General features: G+C 72.6%; 22 protein-coding genes and 1 tRNA gene. 11 read left to right on the top strand and 12 right to left on the bottom strand.

Features of this window, described 5'->3' with window-relative positions:
- Positions 1–3: 3 nt before the first annotated feature.
- From AB0I67_RS23310 to AB0I67_RS23285, 6 genes are read right to left on the bottom strand one after another with little or no spacing between them, the layout of a single operon-like run.
- The gene (locus AB0I67_RS23310; RefSeq protein WP_357927150.1) at positions 4–804 is read right to left on the bottom strand and encodes a transporter substrate-binding domain-containing protein; all 801 of its coding nucleotides are present in this window, start codon (positions 802–804) and stop codon (positions 4–6) included.
- The gene (locus tag AB0I67_RS23305) at positions 801–2168 is read right to left on the bottom strand and encodes a hypothetical protein (RefSeq protein ID WP_357927147.1); all 1368 of its coding nucleotides are present in this window, start codon (positions 2166–2168) and stop codon (positions 801–803) included. The genes AB0I67_RS23310 and AB0I67_RS23305 overlap by 4 nt, the downstream gene beginning before the upstream one ends.
- Positions 2165–2773, bottom strand: a complete 609-nt coding sequence (locus AB0I67_RS23300) for an FHA domain-containing protein (protein ID WP_357927146.1) — start codon at positions 2771–2773, stop codon at positions 2165–2167. The genes AB0I67_RS23305 and AB0I67_RS23300 overlap by 4 nt, the downstream gene beginning before the upstream one ends.
- A complete protein-coding gene (locus AB0I67_RS23295) occupies positions 2773–4041 on the bottom strand; it encodes a VWA domain-containing protein (protein ID WP_357927143.1) in 1269 nt (422 codons plus the stop codon). The genes AB0I67_RS23300 and AB0I67_RS23295 overlap by 1 nt, the downstream gene beginning before the upstream one ends.
- A complete protein-coding gene (locus AB0I67_RS23290; RefSeq protein ID WP_357927140.1) occupies positions 4038–4880 on the bottom strand; it encodes a protein phosphatase 2C domain-containing protein in 843 nt (280 codons plus the stop codon). The genes AB0I67_RS23295 and AB0I67_RS23290 overlap by 4 nt, the downstream gene beginning before the upstream one ends.
- On the bottom strand, positions 4877–6736 hold the full coding sequence (locus AB0I67_RS23285) for a tetratricopeptide repeat protein (RefSeq protein WP_357927137.1): 1860 nt from the start codon (positions 6734–6736) through the stop codon (positions 4877–4879). Before AB0I67_RS23285 ends, AB0I67_RS23290 begins: the two co-directional genes overlap by 4 nt.
- Here AB0I67_RS23285 and AB0I67_RS23280 point away from each other — a divergent pair.
- Entirely contained in the window at positions 6705–6944 is a 240-nt protein-coding gene (locus AB0I67_RS23280; RefSeq protein ID WP_357927134.1) for a hypothetical protein, read from the top strand. The genes AB0I67_RS23285 and AB0I67_RS23280 overlap by 32 nt on opposite strands.
- Here the strand turns inward: AB0I67_RS23280 and AB0I67_RS23275 are convergent.
- A complete protein-coding gene (locus AB0I67_RS23275; protein ID WP_357927132.1) occupies positions 6934–8106 on the bottom strand; it encodes a hypothetical protein in 1173 nt (390 codons plus the stop codon). The two genes, AB0I67_RS23280 and AB0I67_RS23275, sit on opposite strands and share 11 nt — an antisense overlap.
- A gap of 163 nt (positions 8107–8269) precedes the next feature.
- On the opposite strand from AB0I67_RS23275, the gene AB0I67_RS23270 reads away from it, so the two are divergent.
- Positions 8270–9547: a hypothetical protein gene (locus AB0I67_RS23270; protein WP_357927128.1), complete on the top strand. Its 1278-nt coding sequence runs from the start codon at positions 8270–8272 to the stop codon at positions 9545–9547.
- On the top strand, positions 9544–10008 hold the full coding sequence (locus tag AB0I67_RS23265; RefSeq protein ID WP_357927126.1) for a hypothetical protein: 465 nt from the start codon (positions 9544–9546) through the stop codon (positions 10006–10008). Before AB0I67_RS23270 ends, AB0I67_RS23265 begins: the two co-directional genes overlap by 4 nt.
- 51 nt (positions 10009–10059) lie before the next feature.
- Here AB0I67_RS23265 and AB0I67_RS23260 read toward each other — a convergent pair whose 3' ends face one another.
- Positions 10060–10374, bottom strand: a complete 315-nt coding sequence (locus AB0I67_RS23260) for a YtxH domain-containing protein (RefSeq protein ID WP_357927124.1) — start codon at positions 10372–10374, stop codon at positions 10060–10062.
- A 124-nt stretch (positions 10375–10498) separates the two neighbouring features.
- On the opposite strand from AB0I67_RS23260, the gene AB0I67_RS23255 reads away from it, so the two are divergent.
- The 4 genes from AB0I67_RS23255 to AB0I67_RS23240 all read left to right on the top strand — a co-directional run bounded on the left by AB0I67_RS23255 (position 10499) and on the right by AB0I67_RS23240 (position 13838).
- Positions 10499–10571 (top strand) — tRNA-Asn (locus AB0I67_RS23255).
- 102 nt (positions 10572–10673) lie between these two features.
- A complete protein-coding gene (locus AB0I67_RS23250; RefSeq protein WP_357927121.1) occupies positions 10674–11726 on the top strand; it encodes a hypothetical protein in 1053 nt (350 codons plus the stop codon).
- A gap of 260 nt (positions 11727–11986) precedes the next feature.
- Positions 11987–13048 (top strand): nitric oxide synthase oxygenase, encoded by a 1062-nt coding sequence (locus tag AB0I67_RS23245; protein WP_357927119.1) that lies wholly within the window; start codon positions 11987–11989, stop codon positions 13046–13048.
- Between the two features lie 16 nt (positions 13049–13064).
- The gene (locus AB0I67_RS23240; RefSeq protein WP_357927116.1) at positions 13065–13838 is read left to right on the top strand and encodes an enoyl-CoA hydratase-related protein; all 774 of its coding nucleotides are present in this window, start codon (positions 13065–13067) and stop codon (positions 13836–13838) included.
- Here AB0I67_RS23240 and galK read toward each other — a convergent pair.
- Complete coding sequence (galK, locus tag AB0I67_RS23235) at positions 13835–14950, bottom strand: galactokinase (protein ID WP_357927113.1); 1116 nt, start codon at positions 14948–14950, stop codon at positions 13835–13837. The genes AB0I67_RS23240 and galK overlap by 4 nt on opposite strands.
- A 34-nt stretch (positions 14951–14984) precedes the next feature.
- Between galK and AB0I67_RS23230 the strand changes: the two genes are divergently transcribed.
- Complete coding sequence (locus tag AB0I67_RS23230) at positions 14985–15812, top strand: pyridoxal-phosphate dependent enzyme (protein ID WP_357927110.1); 828 nt, start codon at positions 14985–14987, stop codon at positions 15810–15812.
- Here the strand turns inward: AB0I67_RS23230 and AB0I67_RS23225 are convergent.
- Both AB0I67_RS23225 and AB0I67_RS23220 read right to left on the bottom strand, forming a co-directional pair.
- On the bottom strand, positions 15737–16405 hold the full coding sequence (locus AB0I67_RS23225; protein ID WP_357927107.1) for a DUF6766 family protein: 669 nt from the start codon (positions 16403–16405) through the stop codon (positions 15737–15739). The genes AB0I67_RS23230 and AB0I67_RS23225 overlap by 76 nt on opposite strands.
- 79 nt (positions 16406–16484) lie before the next feature.
- Entirely contained in the window at positions 16485–16859 is a 375-nt protein-coding gene (locus AB0I67_RS23220; RefSeq protein WP_357927104.1) for a hypothetical protein, read from the bottom strand.
- A gap of 142 nt (positions 16860–17001) precedes the next feature.
- On the opposite strand from AB0I67_RS23220, the gene AB0I67_RS23215 reads away from it, so the two are divergent.
- The 3 genes from AB0I67_RS23215 to AB0I67_RS23205 all read left to right on the top strand — a co-directional run bounded on the left by AB0I67_RS23215 (position 17002) and on the right by AB0I67_RS23205 (position 18293).
- Positions 17002–17598 carry an ATP-dependent Clp protease proteolytic subunit gene (locus AB0I67_RS23215; RefSeq protein WP_357927101.1) on the top strand — a complete coding sequence of 199 codons (597 nt, stop codon included), beginning with the start codon at positions 17002–17004 and terminating at the stop codon, positions 17596–17598.
- A gap of 140 nt (positions 17599–17738) precedes the next feature.
- The gene (locus AB0I67_RS23210; protein ID WP_357927099.1) at positions 17739–17876 is read left to right on the top strand and encodes a hypothetical protein; all 138 of its coding nucleotides are present in this window, start codon (positions 17739–17741) and stop codon (positions 17874–17876) included.
- Between the two features lie 186 nt (positions 17877–18062).
- On the top strand, positions 18063–18293 hold the full coding sequence (locus AB0I67_RS23205; protein WP_357927096.1) for a hypothetical protein: 231 nt from the start codon (positions 18063–18065) through the stop codon (positions 18291–18293).
- Here the strand turns inward: AB0I67_RS23205 and AB0I67_RS23200 are convergent.
- Positions 18278–20110 carry an AMP-dependent synthetase/ligase gene (locus AB0I67_RS23200; protein WP_357927093.1) on the bottom strand — a complete coding sequence of 611 codons (1833 nt, stop codon included), beginning with the start codon at positions 20108–20110 and terminating at the stop codon, positions 18278–18280. The genes AB0I67_RS23205 and AB0I67_RS23200 overlap by 16 nt on opposite strands.
- Between the last annotated feature and the right edge of the window lie 56 nt (positions 20111–20166).

The following is a 20166-nucleotide window of genomic DNA, read 5'->3' as shown; positions in this document are numbered from 1 at the left end:
GCGCTAGCAGCCCTCGAACTGCGGCACCGCGACGGCCGACAGGTCGAGGCCGGCCTTGCCGAACCACTTGTCGAGGTACATCCGGGCGCTGCCGTCCTGGTACATCTTGGTGATCGCCCGGTTGAGCTCCTCGCAGCCGTCCACGTCGCCCAGCCGCATGCCCACGCCGGTGCGCTGCTCGTTGAAGCGGGCGTTGAGCAGCTTGAGCCCCGACCCGTCGTGCAGCGCGAGCCCGGCCAGGATGATGTCGTTGGTGGTGATCGCGTCCACCCGGCCGTCCTTGAGCATCGTCACGCAGCCGGCGTAGTCGTCGGAGGGCACCAGCGTGGCCTTGACCCCGCGCTCGTCCACCACCCGCTCGGCCGCGTTGGCCCCCTTCACCGCGCAGATCTTGCGCCCGTCGAGGTCGCGCACCTCCCGGATCGCGCTCTCCTCCGGCCGCACCAGGATGTCCTGGTAGGACACGTGGTACGGCCCGGCGAACCCGATCTTCGTCTTGCGCTCCTGCGAGATGGTGAAGGTGGCCAGCACCAGATCGGCCCGCCCCGAGGTGAGCAGCGGCTCCCGGTCGGCGGCCAGCGCCTTGACGAAGCGCACCTCCTTGCCGAGCTCCTTGGCCAGGTAGCGCGCCACGTCCACGTCGAAGCCCTCGAAGCGGCCGTTGCCGGTCTCCAGCCCGATCTGCGGCAGGTCGGGCCGTACCCCGACGACGAGCACGTCCTTGTCCATGATCGACTCGGGCGTGCCGGAGCCGCACGAGACGCTCGCCGCCGCCAGCAGCAGGGCGCACAGCAGGCGCTTCACCGGTACTCCTTCAGTCGCGGCCAGATCCCGGCCAGGATGAGCAGGGCGCTGAGCGCCAGTCCGGCCGGGACGAAGCGCCACAACCCGGCCAGGGCCGCGTCCCCGGAGCCGATCGCCCGCCCGAACACGGACTCGTAGCGCTTGGTCAGCTCTTCGAGGAGCTGGTCGTAGCGCTGGTAGTCCTCCTTGAGCGTGCTGTTCCAGAGCTGGATCGCCTGCGCGGGCGGCTGCTTGCGCAGCTCGGCGTCGCTCTTCTGGAAGGCCTGGTAGGCCTGGAAGACGCGCTCGCCGTCCTGGCCGACCACCGGGGCGAGCATGCCGAGGAAGCGGGGCCCCTTCTGGTCCTTCGGGTCGGGCGGGTCGAGCGCGGCCTGGTAGGCGGGCAGGCTGGTCTTGTCGAGCTTGAGGTAGGCGACCGCCTGGGCCTTGTCCAGGAAGGTGTGCTCGTAGGTGTCGCGGCGGCCGGCGTCCAGCAGGTAGCGGCTCTGGTCGCCGTACATGCTGTTGCTGATCGCCCGTGCCCTGGTCAGGGTCAGGACCTGGTCGAAGCCGCGCCGCTTGGCCTCGTCGAGCGCGCTGTCCTGGCGGCTGAGCAGCGTGACGCCCAGCACCGTGCCGACGCCGGCCAGCAGGGTGGCCAGCACCAGCGCGGGCGCGAAGACGCGGCGGAAGCTGCGCGTCAGGTAGAGCTGGAGCGCGACCAGCAGGCCGAGCGCCAGCAGCCCGGTGAGCACCACCGCGGCCTTGGCGAGGGCCGCGGCCGACTGCTCGGCGGCGTGCGCGCGGCGCACGATGGTGCCGGTCTCCAGGGTCAGGTTGTAGGCCTGCGGCAGGAGTTCGCGGTGCATGAGGTCGGTCGCCTGGCGGTAGACCGCGACGACCGCCTCGGGGGTCTCGCCCGCCTTGTGCCCGGACTGCGCGTCCAGCAGCCTGGCCCGCGCCGCCAAGCGCTCGTAGCGGCCCAGGCCCTCGATCAGCGACTGGACGGTGCGCTGCTCGGCGGGGTTGTCCAGGGCCAGCTCGTAGGCCTTGAGCAGGGTCCGCGTCACCTGCTGGCGCTGGGTGTCGTAGGCGGTGTGGTCGGCCTGGCGCTGCTCGCCGTACTCCGCCCCGAGCAGGAGCGACTCGGCCACGAGCGCGTCCATCGAGGACATGTGCCGGTAGAGGCCGGTGGTGGCCAGCACCTGCGGGCCGGCGTCGTGGCCGATGGTGCGCAGGCCCTCGCCGGTGCCGGCCGCGCCGGCGGCGGTGACGCCGAGCAGGAGCGCCAGCGACAGCAGGGACAGGGTGGCCAGCGTGCGGACCCGGCGGGGCACGGAGACCCGCCGGGAGCGCACGCGAGGGGTGGCCTGGGTGACGGTCACGGCGCACCCCGGAGCGTGATGACCGTCCAGGCGCCCAGGTGGATGCGGTCGCCGTCGCCGAGCGGCACCGGCACGTTCGGCTCCACCGGCTGCCCGTTGACCTCGGTGCCGTTGGCCGAGCCGGGATCGACCAGGGTCCAGCTCCCGTCCGGCTGCGCCATCAGGACGGCGTGCAGGTGGGAGACGCCTGGGTCGGGCGGCGCCTGCCCCAGGTCGATCTCGGGGGTGACGCCGCGCGAGCGGCTGGCCCGGCCGATGCGCACCTGCTCGCCGCTGAGCGGGTAGGAGCGCTCGGGGCAGTAGGGCGGGAAGACGATCTTGCCGGAGTCGGGCCCGCCCACGCCGATGACCCGCTCGAAGTAGGCGCGGTCGGCGCCGACGACCGCCTCCCAGGAGGAGGCGGGCAGCGGCGGGGCCTCGACGACCGGCGCGGTGGAGTCGTGCCCGCAGACCTCGCAGTAGCGGCCGGGCAGCGGCGCCTGGCAGACCGGGCAGCCGGTGAGCCCGGTCGGCTCGGCGGCCGGGGCCGCGCCGCCGATCTGGGTGCCGCACTCGTCGCAGAAGGTGTCGTCGGTGGAGGGGTGGCCCAGCGGGCAGACGGCCATCACGCCTCACCCGTCTTGAGCCGGCTGGTCCGGACCGAGCCGGTGTCGAGCTCCAGCTCGACGTCCTTGCCGACGCCGGCGCGAAGCCGCGCGGTGCCGGAGGAGTCGACCTCGACCATCTGGGCCAGCAGCCGGGCGGTGTCGTCGCGGCCGGTCTCGTCGGCCAGCTTCTTGGCCTTGGCCAGCCGCGCGGTGGCGGTGTCCTGGTCGCCGGAGTCGCGGGCCTGCAGCCCCTCCTGGATCAGCGAGTGCAGCTCGGCCTGGCCGGTGTAGTGGGCGACCTTGCGGTTGATCCGGGTCGACTGGGCCAGGTCGTCGGTCCAGGTGGCCAGCACGTTGCCGGAGGCGAAGATCTCCAGGGTGTCGGGCCGGACGAGCCGGACCCACGCCGCGCGCACCGGCGGGCCGGGCTGGCGCGCGGGCATCTCAACGCAGATGTGGTAGACGCGCTCCTCGGCGCCCCACGAGCCGGTCGGGAAGTCGGTGGTCAGCGCGTCCACCTGGACCCGCTGGCCGGTCAGGTCGAGGATGGTCGGCGCGACCTGCTTGACGAACAGCACCTTGGCGTCGTTGGGCGTCTTGACGTGCAGGGTCAGCTCGGCCAGCGTCTTGCTCATCGCGGTCTGCGTGAGGTCGCGGAAGTAGTCGGCCAGCGCGGCGCCCTGCTTGACGTAGTCGTAGGTGCCGAGCAGCGCGGTGGCGACCTTGGCGAGCTCGGTCCGGACCCAGTCCTCGCCGACGCCGAGGCTGTCGCAGGTGAAGCGGCCCTGGCAGGCGCGCAGCACGCTCTCGAAGCGGCTCGCGCTCTCGTTGTTCTGCCCGTCGGTCATCAGGATGGCGTGCCGGATCGCCTCGGGGTGGCCGTCCAGCAGCGAACCGGCCAGCTCCAGCCAGCGGCCGATCTCGGTGCCGCCGCCGGCGGTCATCCGGTTGATCTCCTTGACGGCCGCGTCGCGGGTGGCGCGCGAGGCCCGTACCAGGTTGCGGCCGCTGGGGTAGATCAGCCGCGCGTTGTCGGTGCCGGAGATGACGCCGAAGTGCACGCCGTCGCGGAGCGACTGCACGGCGACCGCCGCGGCCTGCCGCGCCTCGCGGATCTTGCTGCCGGACATCGAGCCCGAGGTGTCGATGATGATGACCTCGGCCGCCTCCGCGGGCCGGGTCTCGACGACGGGGCCGCCGGCCGAGCCGACGGTCAGCACCGCGTGCACCTGGGTGGCGCCCACGGCGAGGTACTGGTTCTGATCCACGTGCAAGGTGAAGCTCATACCGGGCCTCCCGGGATAAGGACGATGGTCACGTTGTCGCGGCCCCCGGAGTCGAGCGCGTGCCGCAGCAGCAGGCGGGCGCGCTCCAGCGGGGTGCCGGCGGCGGGGAAGTCCCCCGTCAGGTACTCCCAGAGGCCGTCGGTGCAGGCCAGCAGGAGACCGGGCAGGTCGGGGGAGAAGCTGAGGACGTGCGCGTCCTCCGGTTCGGCGTCCGCGCCGAGCCAGGAGGAGATCACGCCGTGCGAGGCGACGTCGTCGGTGGTCAGCAGCCGGCCCGGGCCGCCCTCGGGCAGCCAGTAGGCGCGGCTGTCGCCCAGCCAGCCCACGGTGATCTCGCCGGGTGCGACGACCGCCGAGACGTAGGTGCAGGCCGGGGCGTCCTCGACGGTGCCCATGGCGGCCACCGCCGAGGCCGCGGCGGCGCAGGCGCGGACCGTCGCCTCCTTGGCGTCCGCGCCGCCGCCGAGCTCGGCCAGCAGGCGCTCCACCGCCAGGTCGGCGGCGGCCTGGGCGGCCTCGTCGGCGCGGGGCGAGGTGGCCACGCCGTCGCAGACGACGGCGACGGTCAGGCCGCCGGCCGCGCCGAGGGCCATGGCGTCCTCGTTGCGGCGCCGGCGCAGGCCCAGGTCGGTGACGCCGGCCGCGCCGCCCGGCTCCAGCTCGGTCTCCAGGTGGTCGCGGCCCTGCGGCAGGCGGGTGCCGCAGTCGGGGCAGAAGCCGGAGTCGTCGGTGGCGGCGGCGCCGCAGGCCGTACAGGCGGGGGTGTGGAGGTTCAGGCCGCAGTTCTCGCAGAAGTTGTCGCCGGGGGAGACCGCGTGGCCGCAGCCGGAGCAGGTCATACCCACGTCCGGGGGCGGACGGCGTTGGCGCGGTCGACCAGGGCGTGGCGTTCCTGGCGGGTGGCGGCGGCCTTGGCGAGCCGGCGGTAGATCGCCGCCAGCTCGCGGCGGTGCTCGTCGGAGTCGGCGCGGGCCAGGGCCGCCTCCAGGACGCGGGCGGTCAGCTCGTCGTGGCGGCGGGCGTCCAGGCGCAGGTCCTCCAGCCGCTCCAGCGCCTTGGGCACGTCGCCGGGGTCGCTCAGGTCGCGGGCCAGGCACTCGACCGCGGCGAGCTGGGCGTTGGCATGCTGGCTGGAGCTCTCCGGCACCTCGTCCAGCAACGCCACGGCCCCGTCGCGGTCACCGGCCTTCAGCCGGGCGCGGGCCAGGCCGAAGGCGGCGCCCACGTAGGAGTGGTCGGTGCGCCAGACGGTGCGGTACCACCGTTCGGGGTCCTGGCCCGCGCCCTCCAGCGCCAGGCCGAGCGCCAGCTTCGGCGGCAGCTCGCCGGGCAGCCAGTCCAGCACCTTCTCGAACTCCACGGCCGCGTCCTGGAAGCGGGACTCGGCCAGCGCGAGCTGCCCCCGCACCCAGTCGACCCGCCAGTCGCGGGGCAGCGCGGCGTCCGCCTCGTCGATCGCCGCCGCCGCGCCGGCCAGGCCGTTCTCCGCCAGGACGCGCGCCCGGGCCAGGATCGACTCCGGCGTCCTGGGCAGCGCCTCCAGGCGGGTGACCAGCTCGGCGGGGCTGCGCGCGATCAGGCCGCTCAGCCCGGACGCGGCCGGGTCCTCCGGATCCGGCACCGGTACCGGCAGGCTCGCCGGTCCCGGCCGCTCGCTCACGCTGCCCTGCGCGGCCCGTTCCGGGCCGAACAGCCGGGACTGCCCCGGGTACGGCACGCCGTCCTCTTCGGCGCTGAGCTCGCGCAGCACGCCGGTGAGCTGCTCGGCGAACTCCGCGCTGGACTGGAAGCGGCGCCGCGGGTCGGCGTCGGTGGCGCGGCGCAGCACCCGGCCGAAGGAGTCGTGCCCGCAGTCGGCCGGCAGCGGGTTGACCTTGCCCTGCGTGGTCGGGCTGAAGTTCCGCACGCTCAGCACGGCCAGCGTGCGGGCCACGGTGTAGAGGTCGGAGGCCACGCTGGCCGGCTTGGTCTCGATCTCCGGCGCGCTGTAGCCCGCGGTGTGCCACGAGGTGCCGGGCGGCGAGCCGACCCGCTGGACCGCGCCCAGGTCGATCAGCTTGAGCCGGCGGCCGGCCCGGATGGCGTTGTGCGGCTTCAGGTCGCAGTAGACCAGGCCCTGGTCGTGCAGGTAGCCGAAGGCCTTGAGGATCTCCAGCCCGTAGCGGATGGACTCGCTCAGCGGCAGCAGGCCGTCCTTGCGGAGCTCGGCGAGCGAGGGGCCGCCCACGTACTCCATGACGATGTACCCGGCCGAGTCGTGCCGGCAGAAGTTGAAGATCTTGACGATGTTCGGGTGGTCGACGCTGATCAGGAAGCGCCGCTCGGCCTCGGCCGCCGCCATCGCCTCGGCGTCACCGGCGTTCAGCAGGCCCTTCAGGACCATCCACTTGCCGTCCAGGTTCTGGTCGGAGGCCAGATAGATCCAGCCCAGCCCGCCGTGGGCCAGCGCCCCCTCCACCCGGTACTGCCCGGCCACCAGGTCGCCCTTGCCCAGCTTCGGCGCGAAGTCGTAGGCGTGGCGGCAGTTGGGGCAGAAACCCCGCACCCGGCCCGGCTGCCCCTGGATGCCCCGGCCGACCGGCTTGCCGCAGGCCGAGCAGTAGCGCTTGTCCTCCGAGACCGCCGGGTCGGCGAGGATCACGTCCTGCGGGTTGCGCACCGGGATGGCCGGCAGATCGGCCAGGCCCTCACCCAAGAATCCACGCGAACGGGCGGACGACGAGCCGGTCGACCGGCTCACCGACCCGGACGGGGTGCTCACCGGCGTGCTCACCGGCGTGCTCACCGGCGGGGGCGGCGGCGCGGCGACGGCCGCCACCTCCGGAGCCTCCCCGCAGCGGTCGCAGAAGCCGTCCTGGATCGTCCCGGAACAGCCTGGCCTGGCGCACTGGCTCACCGGTTGACCTCCTCGCTGTAGCGCTCGACCGCCCGTGCCGCCCCGGTCAGATCGCAGGGCGCGCTCCACAACAAGGTGCGCGCCTCCTCGTACAACCGGCTTGCCACGGGATCTTCGGCGAGTCTCTTCCGTACGGCTTTCGCCTGGGTTGCAGTGAGCCTGCCGCGCAGCTCGTCGCGCCGGTTGACCAGGCCGAGGAGCGCCCCGGCGGTCCGGGCGGCACGCTGGCCGGCCTCGGCCGCGGCCTTCTCCAGCGCGCCCAGGCGGGCGGCCCGGGCGCTCCAGCCCCCGGCGGAGGCGTCGATCGCCTCCAGCTCCGCGCTCAGCTCGGCGGACCGGGCCGGGGGACGCGCCGAGGGGGGCAGCGCGATCTTGGCGCTCACCTGGGTGTGGGCCAGCCGGGCCTGGCGTTCGGCGTCGGCGGCCTTGGCTATCTCGATGGTCAGCAGTTCCTTGCGCCTGCCGTACTCGGCCTTGAGCGTGGCGGCGGCGCGCAGGGTCGTGCGGCGGGCGGCGAGCGCGGCCAGCGCCCGGTCGAGGGCGGCGGACGGCAGGCCGGGGCCGAGCGGGTCGAGCAGCACCTGCTGCCGCATCCCGTCCACCTCGCCCTCCAGCGCGCCCAGGGCCGGTTCCTCGCCCAGGTCGGCGGCCAGGTCGGCGATCTCGCGCAGCGCGGCGGCGGCCTCGTCGAGGCGGGGCAGCGCGGCCGACCACGCCTGGTCGACCGCCTCGACCACCTCCATGACCTGGCGGAAGGCGAGCTCCATGCGCTCGACCACCTCGTCCATGGAGACGGTCTCGTCGGGCGCGGGGAGCAGGGTGAGCGGCCGGGCCTTGGGCGCGGGGGAGGGGACGATGATCGACGACTCGGTGAGCAGCAGGTTCAGCTCGGCCATCTCCTGCGCGCCGGGGCGGGCGCGGCGGGCCCGCACCTCCTCGGCCTTGCGCAGCGTGCTGCGGTAGGCGTCGTTCAGCGCCCACATCGTCGCGGCGGCGGCCTCCGCCTCGGCCCAGCGGTCCTTGGTGGTGCCGCGGAGCTGGGAGCCGTCCAGGAGCTGGTAAGTGGTGTGGGACTCCAGCGTGAGCAGGCTTTCGGATATGCGGTCGCGTTCGGCCACCCGCGCGCGTAAGGCGTGATCGACCCATTCCTTGCTGATCGGCGTTCCCATGGCGCCTCCCGCCCCGTAGCCCCCTACGAGGTGATTTATCGGCTCAACGGGTGGATTGTCTAGGCAGTTCCTCGTGAACTTCTGCCGGATCCGGTGCCCGCGTGACCGCAAGCGACACCGCCGGACTCTTTCCGGTCCGTTCCGATGCGCGCATAGTGGGTTGATGGAAGGCCGGCCGGCAGTCGACGACGTCGCGCTCGAACGCGAGGCGCTGTCGGTGCTGGAGTCGAACTGGACGGGCACGGCGACGGTGCCCGCCCCCGGCCTGTACCCGCACCAGTGGAGCTGGGACTCGGCGTTCGTGGCGATCGGCCTGGCCCGGCACCGGCCCGAACGGGCCAAGGCGGAGCTGATGAGCCTGCTGCGCGGCCAGTGGGCCAACGGGATGCTGCCGCACATCGTCTTCCACACGCCCGAGGTGTACTTCCCGGGGCCGTCGGTCTGGCGGTCGCAGGACCAGGCCGAGGCTCCGCATGCCGTACTGACCAGCGGGCTGACCGCGCCGCCGCTGCACGCGCTGGCGGTGTGGTGGCTGTGGCGGCACACCGGGGACGAGGCGTTCGTGCGGCGGGTCTTCCCGGCGCTGGCCGCCCAGCACCGCTACCTGGCCACCGCGCGGGACCTGGGCGGGTCCGGGCTGGCGGCGATCGTGCACCCCTGGGAGTCGGGCATGGACGACAGCCCCGCCTGGGACGAGCCGCTGGCCGCCCTGCCCGAGATCAGGTACGGCTACCGCAACATCGACCTGGAGGAACGCCACCCCGACAGCGCCCACGACCGGTACGTCTGGCTCGCCCTGCGCTACCGCAACGCCGGCTACGGGGCCGGCTACCTGCGCGACGAGCACCCGTTCGCGGTCGAGGACCCGATGTTCAACGGCATCTGGCTGGCCGCCAGTGTCGCGCTGGCCGAACTCGCGCCCCTGGCCGGAGCCGACCCGGCCCCGCACGCCGACCAGGCCGACCGGATCAGGGCCGCCCTGGCCGAGCGGCTGTGGGACGGCTGCTTCCACGCCCGCGACCTGCGCGGCGACCGGCTGGTCCCGGTGTGCACGGTGGGATCGTTCGGGCCGCTGCTCGACCCGCACCTGCCGGCCGAACGGGTCGGCGCGATGATCGAGGTGCTGGAGTCGGCCCGGTTCATGGGCGCGACCGGCTACCCGGTGCCGAGCTGCGAGATCAGGGCCGGCCAGTTCGACCGCACCCGCTACTGGCGCGGGCCGTCCTGGGTGAACACCAACTGGCTGCTGCGGCACGCCGCCGGCGTGCACGGCCTGCGGCAACTCGCCCAGCTCCTGACCACCGGCACCCTGCGGCTGGTCCGGCAGGCCGGTTTCCGCGAGTGTTTCGACCCGTTCGACGGCAGCGGGCGGGGCTGCCGGGACTTCTCGTGGAGTGCGGCGCTCACCCTCGACCTGCTCGCGGATACCGTGGACGGATGAGGTTCTTGACCGGCCGGATGCCGGCTGAAGTGCGCAAGGGGCTGGCGTTGGAGCCGGGGGAGCGGGTGCTGGCCTACGCCGCGCCCGTGGTCGCCACCGAGCGGGCGTTGCTGCTGCCCGAGGGGGTGCGCGTGCCGTACGAGACGGTGGGCAAGGCCTCCTGGGACGAGAGCGGCCTGCGGCTCTCCCTGACCGACGGGACGGTCCACGAGGTGCCGGTCGAGACCCCCGGACGGCTGCCCGAGACGCTCCGCGAACGGGTGAACTCCACGATCGTGGTCAACAAGCACGTGTCCCTGCCCGGCCGGGGCGGCGTGCGCCTCATCGCCCGCCGCAAGCCCGGCGGCGAGGTGCTGGGCTGGAGCTTCCTCTTCGACGAGGGCCTCGACCCCGACGACCCCGGCCTGCGCGCCCACGCCGAACAGGCCCTGGAGACCGTACGGCGGAGCATGGGCGTCTGACCGCTGGAGAAACGGCGAAGGCCCCGCGATCGGTCAATCGGGGGCCCTCGGTCAGTACGGCATGCCGCTGCGATCCAGTTTGTCGCCGTGTTTCTTCTCCCCGCCGGGTTCGTCCGGCCAGCCCAGCCCGGTGTCGTGGTGATCTCCCCGGTTGAGGAACGGCACCCGGTGCTGCAACGTGTCCTTGGCCAGCCCTGTGGCCTTCGAGACCTGGGCTCCCACGAGCCCCGCGGCCTCCTGCACCGTCGGGCTGTCGGCCACGCGCTGCGCGGTCCGCTTGATCTGCTCGTACCGTTCCCGCCCGGCCCGGCTGCCGAGGACGTAGCCGACGGCCAGTCCTACGGCGAACACCATCCGATATCTCATGGTCCACCTCCGCTTCTTCCGGGCCTACCCCGAGGACGATGCAGCACGCACTCCAGATGTGCGCTAATCTATTCCTGCGCCGCAAGAAGGGCCCCAAACACCCGGCGAGCAGCGCAAAGCACGATCCCGTGTAGCTCAATCGGCAGAGCAGCCGGCTGTTAACCGGCAGGTTATAGGTTCGAGTCCTATCGCGGGAGCAAGCCGAAGGGCCCCCTCATCGAGGGGGCCTTTTTCGTGTGCCCGGGCGGGTGTTGTGATCTCGATCACAGGGGGGGTCGCCGGGCCGTAGATTGGCCGGCATGCGTGCGGTGCGGATCGTGGGGGTTGTGGCCGGTTTGGCACTTCTGGCCGGGCTCACCGGGCCGTCGGCGGTGGTGGAGGAGCCGGGGCCGCCGGTGGCGAGTGTGGCCGACTGTCCCGCCGAGCGGCCCGAGGCGGTTCTGTCCCGCGCCGATCATCCGGGTCCGCTCGTGCCGTCGGTAGGGGCGGTGTCGGTGACCTATTGCGAGATGCCGGTGAAGAACTGGTCCCGGTCCCTGTCGCGGCGGGACCGCACGCTAACGGTCGGCGTCGAGCGGATGGTCGCGTTGCTCAACCGGCTGCCGCGCCGCAGGGAGTACGTGGGACTCGTGCGGCGGCAGTTGATCGCCAAGGGGGAGGATACGACGAGGGTGTCCATCGGCGAGATGTGCACGCTGATCGGGTTCAGCCACGAGCAGTGGCTCCTGGTGCGTTACCGGGACGGGTACGGGGCCGCGGTGCACGTGGACTTCAACTGCGGCACGGCTCGGCGCGGAGGGATGCGGCGCTACCTCACCGAGAAGCCGGTCGAGGCGTTCCTGGAGCTCTACCGGGCGCAGGTGGCCGCCTCCCGGCCGCCGAAACCGGGCCTGGCGTGTGCGGGAAGCCTGCCGCGCCGGCAGGACCTGTTGAGCGACCCGATGGACGGGATCGCCGTCAACCGGGGGTGGAAGGGTGCCTATCTGCCCACCGAGCTGACCGCGGCGCTGGCCTGCCGGTACGAGGCAAGGGGTGGCCGGCTCCGGCTGGTGCGGCAGGCCGCCCCAACCGGTCTGGACGAGGTGCGAACCTTGCTCAACGAGGCGGCGCTTGTCTGGACGACCAGCCCGCCGGGCGGCGGGCAACTGGATGTGAGCACGACGGGCTGCGGGCTGAACGGGGAGCCGGCGATCGAGGCCATGGACGTGGTCTGGGTCGCCGACCGGACCGGCCAGGTGGCCGAGTCCCGCGTGGTGAGGGCGCCGTGCCAGGCGGTCGCGTCCGGCCGGAAGGGGCCGCTCAAGGTGAAGCCGCCCCTGCTGCCCGCGCTCGACGCCTGGCTCGCCCGCTGACCCGCCCGCGATATCACCCTCAGTGTCGATAAGATCACAGATTTTTGGATTTACCGGGACAACAGGCCTCAGTGCGGATAAAGATGTGGCTGCTGCGGACACAACGGTCCCGGGTGGCAGGGGAGGGCGCCACCCAGAGGATCGTGCGCCGGCCCGGAACCGGCTGCGCGATCCGTGAACGCGATTGAGCTGGTTGTTGCGTGCTTGCTTGGATCAGGGCCATACGGCCCGTCGAGGGCCATGCCGTACGAGAGAAGACCGTGGATCTGGGGGAGGCCGAGCGGTTCATAGCGCTGTTCTGCCGCGAGAACGGAGGCGACCCGCAGGCGAGGATGCGCCAGGTGGCGCGGGAGGTGGCCAGGACGGGCAGCTACACCCACACGCCCGAGGAGCTGGCCTTCGGCGCCCGGGTGGCCTGGCGCAACAGCAACCGCTGCATCGGGCGGCTGTACTGGCGCTCGCTGCGGGTGCGGGACCGGCGCGCCGTGACCACGGCGGAGGGCATCGCGCTGGAGTGCGTGACGCACCTGCGCGAGGCGGCCGTGGGCGGGAAGATCCGCCCGACGATCACCGTCTTCGCCCCGGACCGGCCGGGACGGGACGCGCCGCGCATCGTGAACGAGCAGTTGATCCGCTACGCCGGCTACCGCGCCGACGACGGCACGATCGTGGGCGACCCGCGCAACGTGGAGCTGACCGAGCTGGCGCTGAAGCTGGGCTGGCGCGGCCGGGGCGGGCGGTTCGACGTGCTGCCGGTGGTGATCCATCCGGGCCGGGGCAAGCCGCTGCTGTGCAACCTGCCGGGTGACGCGGTGCTGGAGGTGCCGCTGGCGCACCCGGACTACGGCTGGTTCGCCGAGCTGGGGCTGCGCTGGCACGCCGTGCCGGCGATCGCCAACATGTGCCTGGAGATCGGCGGGATCTGCTACCCGTGCGCGCCGTTCAACGGCTGGTACATGGGCACCGAGATCGGCGCGCGCAACCTGGCCGACGAGGACCGCTACGACCTGCTCCCGGTGATCGCCCGGCGGCTGGGGCTGGACGTGCGCAACGAGCGCACGCTCTGGCGCGACCACGCGCTGGTCGAGCTGAACGTCGCGGTGCTGCACTCCTTCGAGCTGGCCGGGGTGACGATGACCGACCACCACACCGAGTCGCGCCGGTTCATGAAGCACCTGGAGAAGGAGAGCCGGGCCGGGCGGGTCTGCCCGGCGGACTGGTCGTGGATCGTGCCGCCGATGTCCGGTTCGGCCACGCCGGTCTTCCATCGCTACTACGACGAGAGCGTGTTGTCCCCGGCCTTTGTTCACCACGGCGAATGAGGTAGAACATTGTTCTATGGATGACCTCGTGCTCTCCGCCCTCGACCGGGGCGTGCTCACGCTCACCTTCAACCGGCCCGACCGGCTCAACGCCTGGACCGACCAGCTCGGCCGGCGCTACTTCGACCTGCTGGCCGAGGCGGAGAAGGACCCGGCGGTCCGGGCGATCGTCGTCACCGGCGCGGGCAAGGGCTTCTGCGCCGGCGCCGATTTCCAGACGCTGGGCGAGTTGCGCGACGGCTCCTACCAGGGAGAGCCGGACCCGCGGCCCAACACCTTCCCGGCGAGCGTCGGCAAGCCGATCGTGGCCGCGGTCAACGGGGCCTGCGCGGGGCTGGGGATGGTGCACGCGCTGATGTGCGACGTGGTCTTCACCGCCGCCGAGGCCAAGTGGACCACCGCCTTCGCCCGGCGCGGGCTGATCGCGGAGTACGGCCTGGCCTGGGTGCTGCCCAGGCTGGCCGGGCAGCAGCGGGCGATGGACCTGCTGCTGTCCGGGCGCACCTTCACCGGCACGGAGGCCTACGAGCTGGGGCTGGTCAACCGGGTGCTGCCGGGCGGGGAACTGCTGGCCGCGGCGCAGGACTACGCCGCGGACCTGGCCGCGCACAGCTCCCCGGCCTCGATGGCGGTGATCAAGCGGCAGGTGTGGGGCGACTGGGAGCTCACGCTGGAGCAGTCGGCCCGCAACGCCACCCACGAGATGCTCGCCTCGTTCGGCCGGCCCGACTTCGCCGAGGGCGTGGCGAGCTTCCTGGAGCGCAGGCCGCCCGCCTTCCCGTCGCTCTAGACGTCGATCCTGTGCGCGCCGGCCGAGGGGACGGCGGTGAGGAAGCCGGGCTCGGTCCAGCCGCGCTCGGCGTAGGCGGCCAGCACCGACTCCCGGACCGCCTCGACCCGCTCCTCGGCCACCAGCGCGATCGCCGAGCCGCCGAAGCCCCCGCCGGTCATCCGCGCGCCCCGCGCCCCGCCGCGCAGCGCGGCCTCGACGGCCACGTCGAGCTCGGGGCAGGAGACCTCGAACTGGTCGCGGAGTGACAGGTGCGAGGCGTTGAGCAACGCGCCGATCTCGGTGATCGCCCCGGCGCGCAGCAGCCCGATGAGCGCCTCGACGCGGTGGTTCTCGGTGACCACGTGCTGGACCCGCTTGCGCTCGTCGCCCTGGAGCTGGGCGAGCGCGCCGGCCAGGTCGGTCACGTCACGCAGGGCCTCGACGCCGAGCTTGCGCGCGGCCGACTCGCAGTCGGCGCGGCGCTTGGCGTACTGGCCGTCGGCCAGCTCGTGGTGGACCTTGGTGTCGATGATGAGCAGGCGCAGGCCGTGCGCGGCCAGGTCGAGCGGGACGGCGCGGGAGCCGAGCGAGCGGCAGTCGAGGAAGAGCGCCTTGCCCTCCTGCGACAGCGCGGAGGCGGCCTGGTCCATGATGCCGCAGGGCATGCCGACGAAGTCGTTCTCCGCCTTCTGGCCCAGCAGCGCGATCTCCATGGGGGTCAGGCGCAAGCCGTACAGCTCGTTGAAGGCGGAGGCGACGGAGACCTCCAGGGCCGCGCTGGAGCTGAGCCCGGCGCCCTGCGGCAGGTCGCCGTCGACGGCGATGTCGGCGCCGCGCACGCGCTCGCCGAGCATGGCGGGGATGCCGACGACGTAGCGGGTCCAGCCCTGGGCCTGGTCGTGGGAGGAGAGGGTGATCGGCGCGCCGGGGCTCTGGAGGGACAGCAAGCGGATGACGCCGTCCTCGCGCGGGCTGACCGCGGCGGTGACGCCCCACGGCACCGCGAAGGGGAGGACGAAGCCGTCGTTGTAGTCGGTGTGCTCGCCGATCAGGTTGACCCGGCCGGGTGCGCGCCAGACCGTCTGAGGGTCGGCGCCGAAAGCCCCACGAAAAGCTTCAATAACCCGCATTTTTCAACATACCTCCGCCGGTACTCTAGCGCCCATGGAGCTCGGCAACGTCCGGCTCGTGCTGGTGCACGACGACAACAAACCGCGCAAGCTCAAGCACAACCTCGGCCACCCCAGGATCCTGGCCTTCGGCGGAGCCTATTCGAACCTGATCCGAGCCCTGGCCGGAGCCGGTAGGGAGCACGGCGTCGAGACGATCGGGGTCATCCGCGGCGAGGAGCACCTGCCGCTCAACCCGGTGCTCGCCTACGCCCGCGCGTGCGGCATGCGCCTGACCTACCTCGACCGCGCCGCCTACCGGCGCAAGCACACCCCCGAGGTGCTCGACCGGCTGCGCGCCGAGTTCGGGGAGGTCTTCGTGCTGCCGGAGGGCGGCAGCAACGCCGCCGCCGTGCGCGGCTGCGCCGAACTGCCGGCCGAGCTCGGCGACGACTACGACGTGATCTGCTGCCCGGTCGGCACCGGCGGCACCTTGGCCGGGATCGCGGCCGGGCTCCCGCCCGGCCGCCGCGCGATCGGCTTCTCGGTGCTCAAGGGCGGCGGCTTCCTGCACGAGGAGGTCGCCCGCCTGCAACGCCAGGCGTACGGCGAAGCCACCGCCAACTGGTCGATCGAGCTCGGCTACCACTTCGGCGGCTACGCCAGGACCACCCCCGAGCTCGACGCCTTCGCCGCCGAGCACCACGTCGAGCGGATCTACGTCGCCAAGATGCTGTACGGCGTGCACGACCTGATCCGGAAGGGCCGCTTCGAGCCCGGCACCCGCATCCTGGCCGTGGTCACCGCTCAGCCGGAGTTGCCGGTCGCCTCGTGCGACTCGCCCACCGGCTTCGACTCGGGTGAGCCCCGCTGGCGCAGGTAGATCGAGAGCACCACCATCGAGGCGACCGCCAGGAACTCCGACTGCCAGTTCTGCAGCGTCCGGTTCCAGAACTCCGGTGCCAGCACGTACTCCCCCCACGAGATCGGATCGCGCAGCTCCGACAGCCGTTGCGCGTTCCCGGCGGCCACCCCGGCGATCGACTGGCTCAGCCACGACAGCAGGAAGATGATCCCCATCGTCAGCCCGAGCGAGTTGCTGAACAGCCAGCGCCGGAAGCCGCCGACCTTGGCCCAGGCGGGCGAGTCGGGTTCGGCGTGCTCGCCGATCTTCTGGTCCTTGTCCGACTCGGCGCCCTCCTTGCCCGGCTCCTTCGACTCGGTCGAGCCGCGCTGGATCAGCCACACCGTGACGATGACGAACAGGAAGAACTGCAGGTACTCCGACTGCCAGTTCTCGGCCACGTCCACCGCGAAGTCGGAGGAGGCCACGTAGGCCAGCACCGAGAGCGTCGAGCCGCCGTCGACGAGCTGCCGCTCGTTGTAGTCGGCGGTGCCGGCGAAGGCCTGCCCGACCAGCGCGGCCAGGAAGAGCAGCAGGAAGACCAGGGACAACGCGTTCTGCCGGATCTTCATCGTTGCAGCACCCCCATGGCGAAGAACCAGATCAGCCCGATGACGATGATGGCGAGCGTCGCCGCGAAGACCAGGCGCATCAGTCCTCCACCTCGCAGTCGAAGGGCAGCTCGGGGCGCGGCTCACAGCCGGCCGCCTTGATCCGCCAGCCGTCGGCGTACCGGTGCAGGAAGAGCGTGTCCTCCGCCAGCGAGACCTGCGCCTCCTCGCCCCACACCGCGGCCCGCTCCACCTGGCCGCCTTCCAGCCCGAGCTTCGCCAGGGCCTGGCCGCAACTCTCGCCCTCGTCCGGCAGCTTCGCCGCGGTGCGCGGCGCCAGCAGCAGGCAGGCGGCGTCGGGTTGGCCGGAGGTCAGCGCCCGGTAGAAGCGCTCGGCCGTGCCGATCGGCGCCGAGGCGTCCGGCGCGCACCCGCTGACCAGCACCACGGCGGCCAGTATGAACAATCCCCTCATGGCTGGGCTCTACCCAGAATCATCTCCACCATGAATTGACCCCCGTATCTGGCGCGCCCAGCCGAGTCGTTGCGCTGAGAGCGGAGCCTTGTCGTGTCCCGCCTCGAACGGGGTTACCGTCCGGGGAGAGGAGGTTCGAGACGTGACCCTGGAATGGACGCCACCGCTCAGACCCGACCCCTTCCCGGCCCCGCCGCCGCCCCAGCCCTACAACGTGCACCTGACCCGTGACCCGGTCGCCGAACGGCTCTTCGAGCAGCGCCTCGTCCTGGCGCACGGCGAGCTCACCACCGAGCGGCTCACCCAGTGGTGCGCCGCGCTGCTCACCCTCGACGGCGCCGGCGACCAGCCGATCAAGCTGCACCTCAGCGTCCCCGACGCCGAGCCCGGCGCGGCGCTGACCCTGCTGGACACGATCGAGTCGCTGCGCGCCGAGGTGCACGTCATGGTGACCGGGCAGCTCGGCGGGCCGGCGCTGGTGGTGCTCGCCGGCGCCGCCAGCCGCCGGGCCTCGCCGAACGCGCTCTTCCGGCTCGGTGAGCCGCGCTTCACCGCCGAGGGGCACGCCGAGCAGATCCTCGCGCAGCAGGAGCAGCATCGGCGGGTGCTCGACACCGTCTACCGGCGGCTGGCCGAGCTGACCCGGCGCCCGGTGGAGGAGGTGCGCGAGGACGCGCGCCGCAACCGCCACCTCGACGCCGACGAGGCGATGGCCTACGGCCTGGTCGGGCCCCTGTAGATCTGCCGGGTTCGTTAGCCGGTCGGTTTCGTTGGCGGACTGACTTCGTTGGCCGGTCGGTTTCGTTGGCGGGCTGGTTTCGTTAGTGGGCCGGTAAAGTGCCGGGCGGACCGCGCGGCCCGCCGGGAACGATGGCGATCATGCACGACTGGAGCCTGGCCGACGACCACGACGTGGAAGCGCGGTGCGCCGCCTTCCGGCAGGCGAAGCTCGCCCTCGACCGGGGCGTCTCGCTGGAGGTCCTGCTCGGGCAGTCGCCCGGGGGCGAGATGAGCTGAGGAGTGTCCAGCCCGTACGCGCGCCTCCGCACAAGGTGCCGGCCCAGCAGGACCGAGCCGCCGAGTTGCCGAGCTGCTCGACCAGGCCGAGGCAAACGTCTACACCATGGCCGCCACCGGCTCCGACGACACCGCGCACCTGGAGCTGCTGCTGGAGTTCGGGCTGGGGCGGGGCGACGGCGGGCCGTGGATCGCCCGGTTCGGGCGGGCACACCACCCCCGCCCAGCTCCTCGCCGACGAGCTGGCCACCGCCGCGCTGCGGGGCCGCCCTCCTGCTGGCGTACGGCACGCCGCCCGGCGCCGTGGGCGCTCACCCGGTCTTCGGCGGGCGCCTGCCGTACGAGCTGGCGGTGGCGCACGGGCACGCGGAGGTCGCCGAGCTGCTCCGCGCGGCCGGTGCTCAGGCCTCGTCGTAGAGGCTGTCGATCACGTCGGAGTACTTGGCGTGGATGACCCGGCGCTTGAGCGAGAACTTCGGGGTGAGCTCCTCGGTCTCGGTCGTCCACTCCACCGGCAGCAGCCGCCAGTGCTTGACCTGCTGGACCCGCGCCAGGTGGCTGTTGGCCCGCTCCACCGCCGCCTCGATCTCGGCGAGCACCTCGGGCCGGTCGGCGAAGTCGGCCAGGCCGGCGAACTCCAGGCCGCGCGCCGCCGCCCACTTCGGCGCGATCTCCGGGTCGAGCGTGATCAACGCCACCGGGTACGGCCGGCGATCCCCGTAGGCCAGGGCCTGGGCGATCAGCGGGTGCTGCTTGAGGTGGTTCTCGATCAGCGACGGCGCGACGTTCTCGCCGCCGGCGGTGATGAACAGCTCCTTCTTGCGGTCGACGATGCGGTAGTAGCCGTCCTCGTCCACCTCGCCGACGTCGCCGGTGCGCAGCCAGCCGTCCTCGTCGTACAGCTCCTCCTCGGGCAGGTTGCGGTAGCCGGAGGTGGCGATCGGGCCGCGCATCAGGATCTCGCCGTCCTCGGCGATCTTCACCTCGATCCCCGGTACGGCGGGGCCGACCGAGCCGAAGCGGTAGGCGGCCGGCCCGTTGGCGGTGAACGCGCCGGTGGTCTCGGTCATGCCGTAGACCTCCAGGATGTTCATCCCGAGCCCGGCGAAGAACTGCTGCACCTCCAGCGCCAGCGGGGCCGCGCCGGAGCCGACCCAGGTCGCCCGGTCGAAGCCGATCAGCGCCCGGATCCCGGCCAGCGCCGGATCCACCCGCTCGAAGGCCGCCTTCAGCTCCTCCGGCGGCGTCGCTCCGCCCTGCCCGGCCTCGTAGTACGCCAGTGACGCGGCCATCGCCGCCTTGAGCTGGGCCTGCTTCTCCTCCGGCTGCGCGGCGAGAGCGGCCTGCAGCCCGGCCATCAGCTTTTCCCACACGCGCGGGACGCCGAAGAACGTCACCGGCCGCACCTGCCGAAGCGCCGGCGCGAGCTGCGTCGGATCCGGGCAGAAGTGCACGTGCGAGGCCTTGAACAGCGGCAGGTACAGGCTCAGCACCCGCTCGGCGATGTGCGCGTAGGTCAGGTAGGAGATCTGCGCGCTCAGCGGCGCGAGCTGGCCGATGCGGTCGATCACCTCGACCTCGTAGCAGACGTTGCGATGCGTCAGCGGGACGCCCTTCGGGTTGCCCGTCGTGCCCGAGGTGTACAGCACGGTCAGAACGTCCTCCGCGCCGATCGTCTCGTACCGCGCCGCCACGGCCGCCTCGTCGTAGCCCTCCGTGCCCCGCCGCAGCAGTTCCGCCCACGTCATGAAGCGCTCGTCGCCCGCCGGGCAGGCCGCCTCGTCGAGCACCACCACCTTCTCCAGGTGCGGCAGCTCGGCCAGCGCGTGCTCCCACCGGGCCAGCTCCGCCGCCCCGCCCACCACGGCCACCCTGGCCCGGCAGTCGGCCGCGATGTAGGTGACCTGCTCCGGGGCGAGCGTGCCGTACACCGTGATCGGGACCGCGCCCGCGTGGAGCGCTCCCAGGTCGGTCAGCACGTGCTCGGTGCGGTTCACCATCATCAGCGCCACGCTGTCGCCCGGCCGTACGCCCAGGTCGACGAACGCCTGGGCCAGGTCGAGCACCTGCCGCCTGGCCTCGCCGTACGTGATCGTCCGCCACCCCTCGCCCTCCGGCGTCGAGTACGCCGGGGCGTCGGGGTGGGCTTCGGTGATGGCCTTGAGCTGGGCGCAGATGGTGTGGCCGGCGATCTGCGCGTCGATGGCGGAACGCTCCTGGAGAACTTCGGCCATGCGGGCTTCTCCTGTCAGTATCCACTTATTGGGGGTGGGTGTATCTGACCATGCGC

This window comes from Nonomuraea sp. NPDC050310 (genome assembly GCF_040655795.1).
GTDB lineage: Bacteria > Actinomycetota > Actinomycetes > Streptosporangiales > Streptosporangiaceae > Nonomuraea.
Note: the sequence above shows the minus strand (reverse complement) of the source record. Positions and strands in the feature narration are given on the sequence as shown.

What these genes read in the sequence shown, in the direction of transcription:
- AB0I67_RS23300 (WP_357927146.1), bottom strand. Translation starts at nt 2,773, where the DNA reads ATGGCCGTCTGCCCGCTGGGCCACCCCTCCACCGACGACACCTTCTGC.
- AB0I67_RS23295 (WP_357927143.1), bottom strand. Translation starts at nt 4,041, where the DNA reads ATGAGCTTCACCTTGCACGTGGATCAGAACCAGTACCTCGCCGTGGGC.
- AB0I67_RS23290 (WP_357927140.1), bottom strand. Translation starts at nt 4,880, where the DNA reads ATGACCTGCTCCGGCTGCGGCCACGCGGTCTCCCCCGGCGACAACTTC.
- AB0I67_RS23280 (WP_357927134.1), top strand. Translation starts at nt 6,705, where the DNA reads ATGGCCGGCAGATCGGCCAGGCCCTCACCCAAGAATCCACGCGAACGG.
- AB0I67_RS23275 (WP_357927132.1), bottom strand. Translation starts at nt 8,106, where the DNA reads ATGGGAACGCCGATCAGCAAGGAATGGGTCGATCACGCCTTACGCGCG.
- AB0I67_RS23270 (WP_357927128.1), top strand. Translation starts at nt 8,270, where the DNA reads ATGGAAGGCCGGCCGGCAGTCGACGACGTCGCGCTCGAACGCGAGGCG.
- AB0I67_RS23265 (WP_357927126.1), top strand. Translation starts at nt 9,544, where the DNA reads ATGAGGTTCTTGACCGGCCGGATGCCGGCTGAAGTGCGCAAGGGGCTG.
- AB0I67_RS23260 (WP_357927124.1), bottom strand. Translation starts at nt 10,374, where the DNA reads ATGAGATATCGGATGGTGTTCGCCGTAGGACTGGCCGTCGGCTACGTC.
- AB0I67_RS23250 (WP_357927121.1), top strand. Translation starts at nt 10,674, where the DNA reads ATGCGTGCGGTGCGGATCGTGGGGGTTGTGGCCGGTTTGGCACTTCTG.
- AB0I67_RS23240 (WP_357927116.1), top strand. Translation starts at nt 13,065, where the DNA reads ATGGATGACCTCGTGCTCTCCGCCCTCGACCGGGGCGTGCTCACGCTC.
- galK (WP_357927113.1), bottom strand. Translation starts at nt 14,950, where the DNA reads ATGCGGGTTATTGAAGCTTTTCGTGGGGCTTTCGGCGCCGACCCTCAG.
- AB0I67_RS23230 (WP_357927110.1), top strand. Translation starts at nt 14,985, where the DNA reads ATGGAGCTCGGCAACGTCCGGCTCGTGCTGGTGCACGACGACAACAAA.
- AB0I67_RS23225 (WP_357927107.1), bottom strand. Translation starts at nt 16,405, where the DNA reads ATGAAGATCCGGCAGAACGCGTTGTCCCTGGTCTTCCTGCTGCTCTTC.
- AB0I67_RS23220 (WP_357927104.1), bottom strand. Translation starts at nt 16,859, where the DNA reads ATGAGGGGATTGTTCATACTGGCCGCCGTGGTGCTGGTCAGCGGGTGC.
- AB0I67_RS23210 (WP_357927099.1), top strand. Translation starts at nt 17,739, where the DNA reads ATGCACGACTGGAGCCTGGCCGACGACCACGACGTGGAAGCGCGGTGC.
- AB0I67_RS23200 (WP_357927093.1), bottom strand. Translation starts at nt 20,110, where the DNA reads ATGGCCGAAGTTCTCCAGGAGCGTTCCGCCATCGACGCGCAGATCGCC.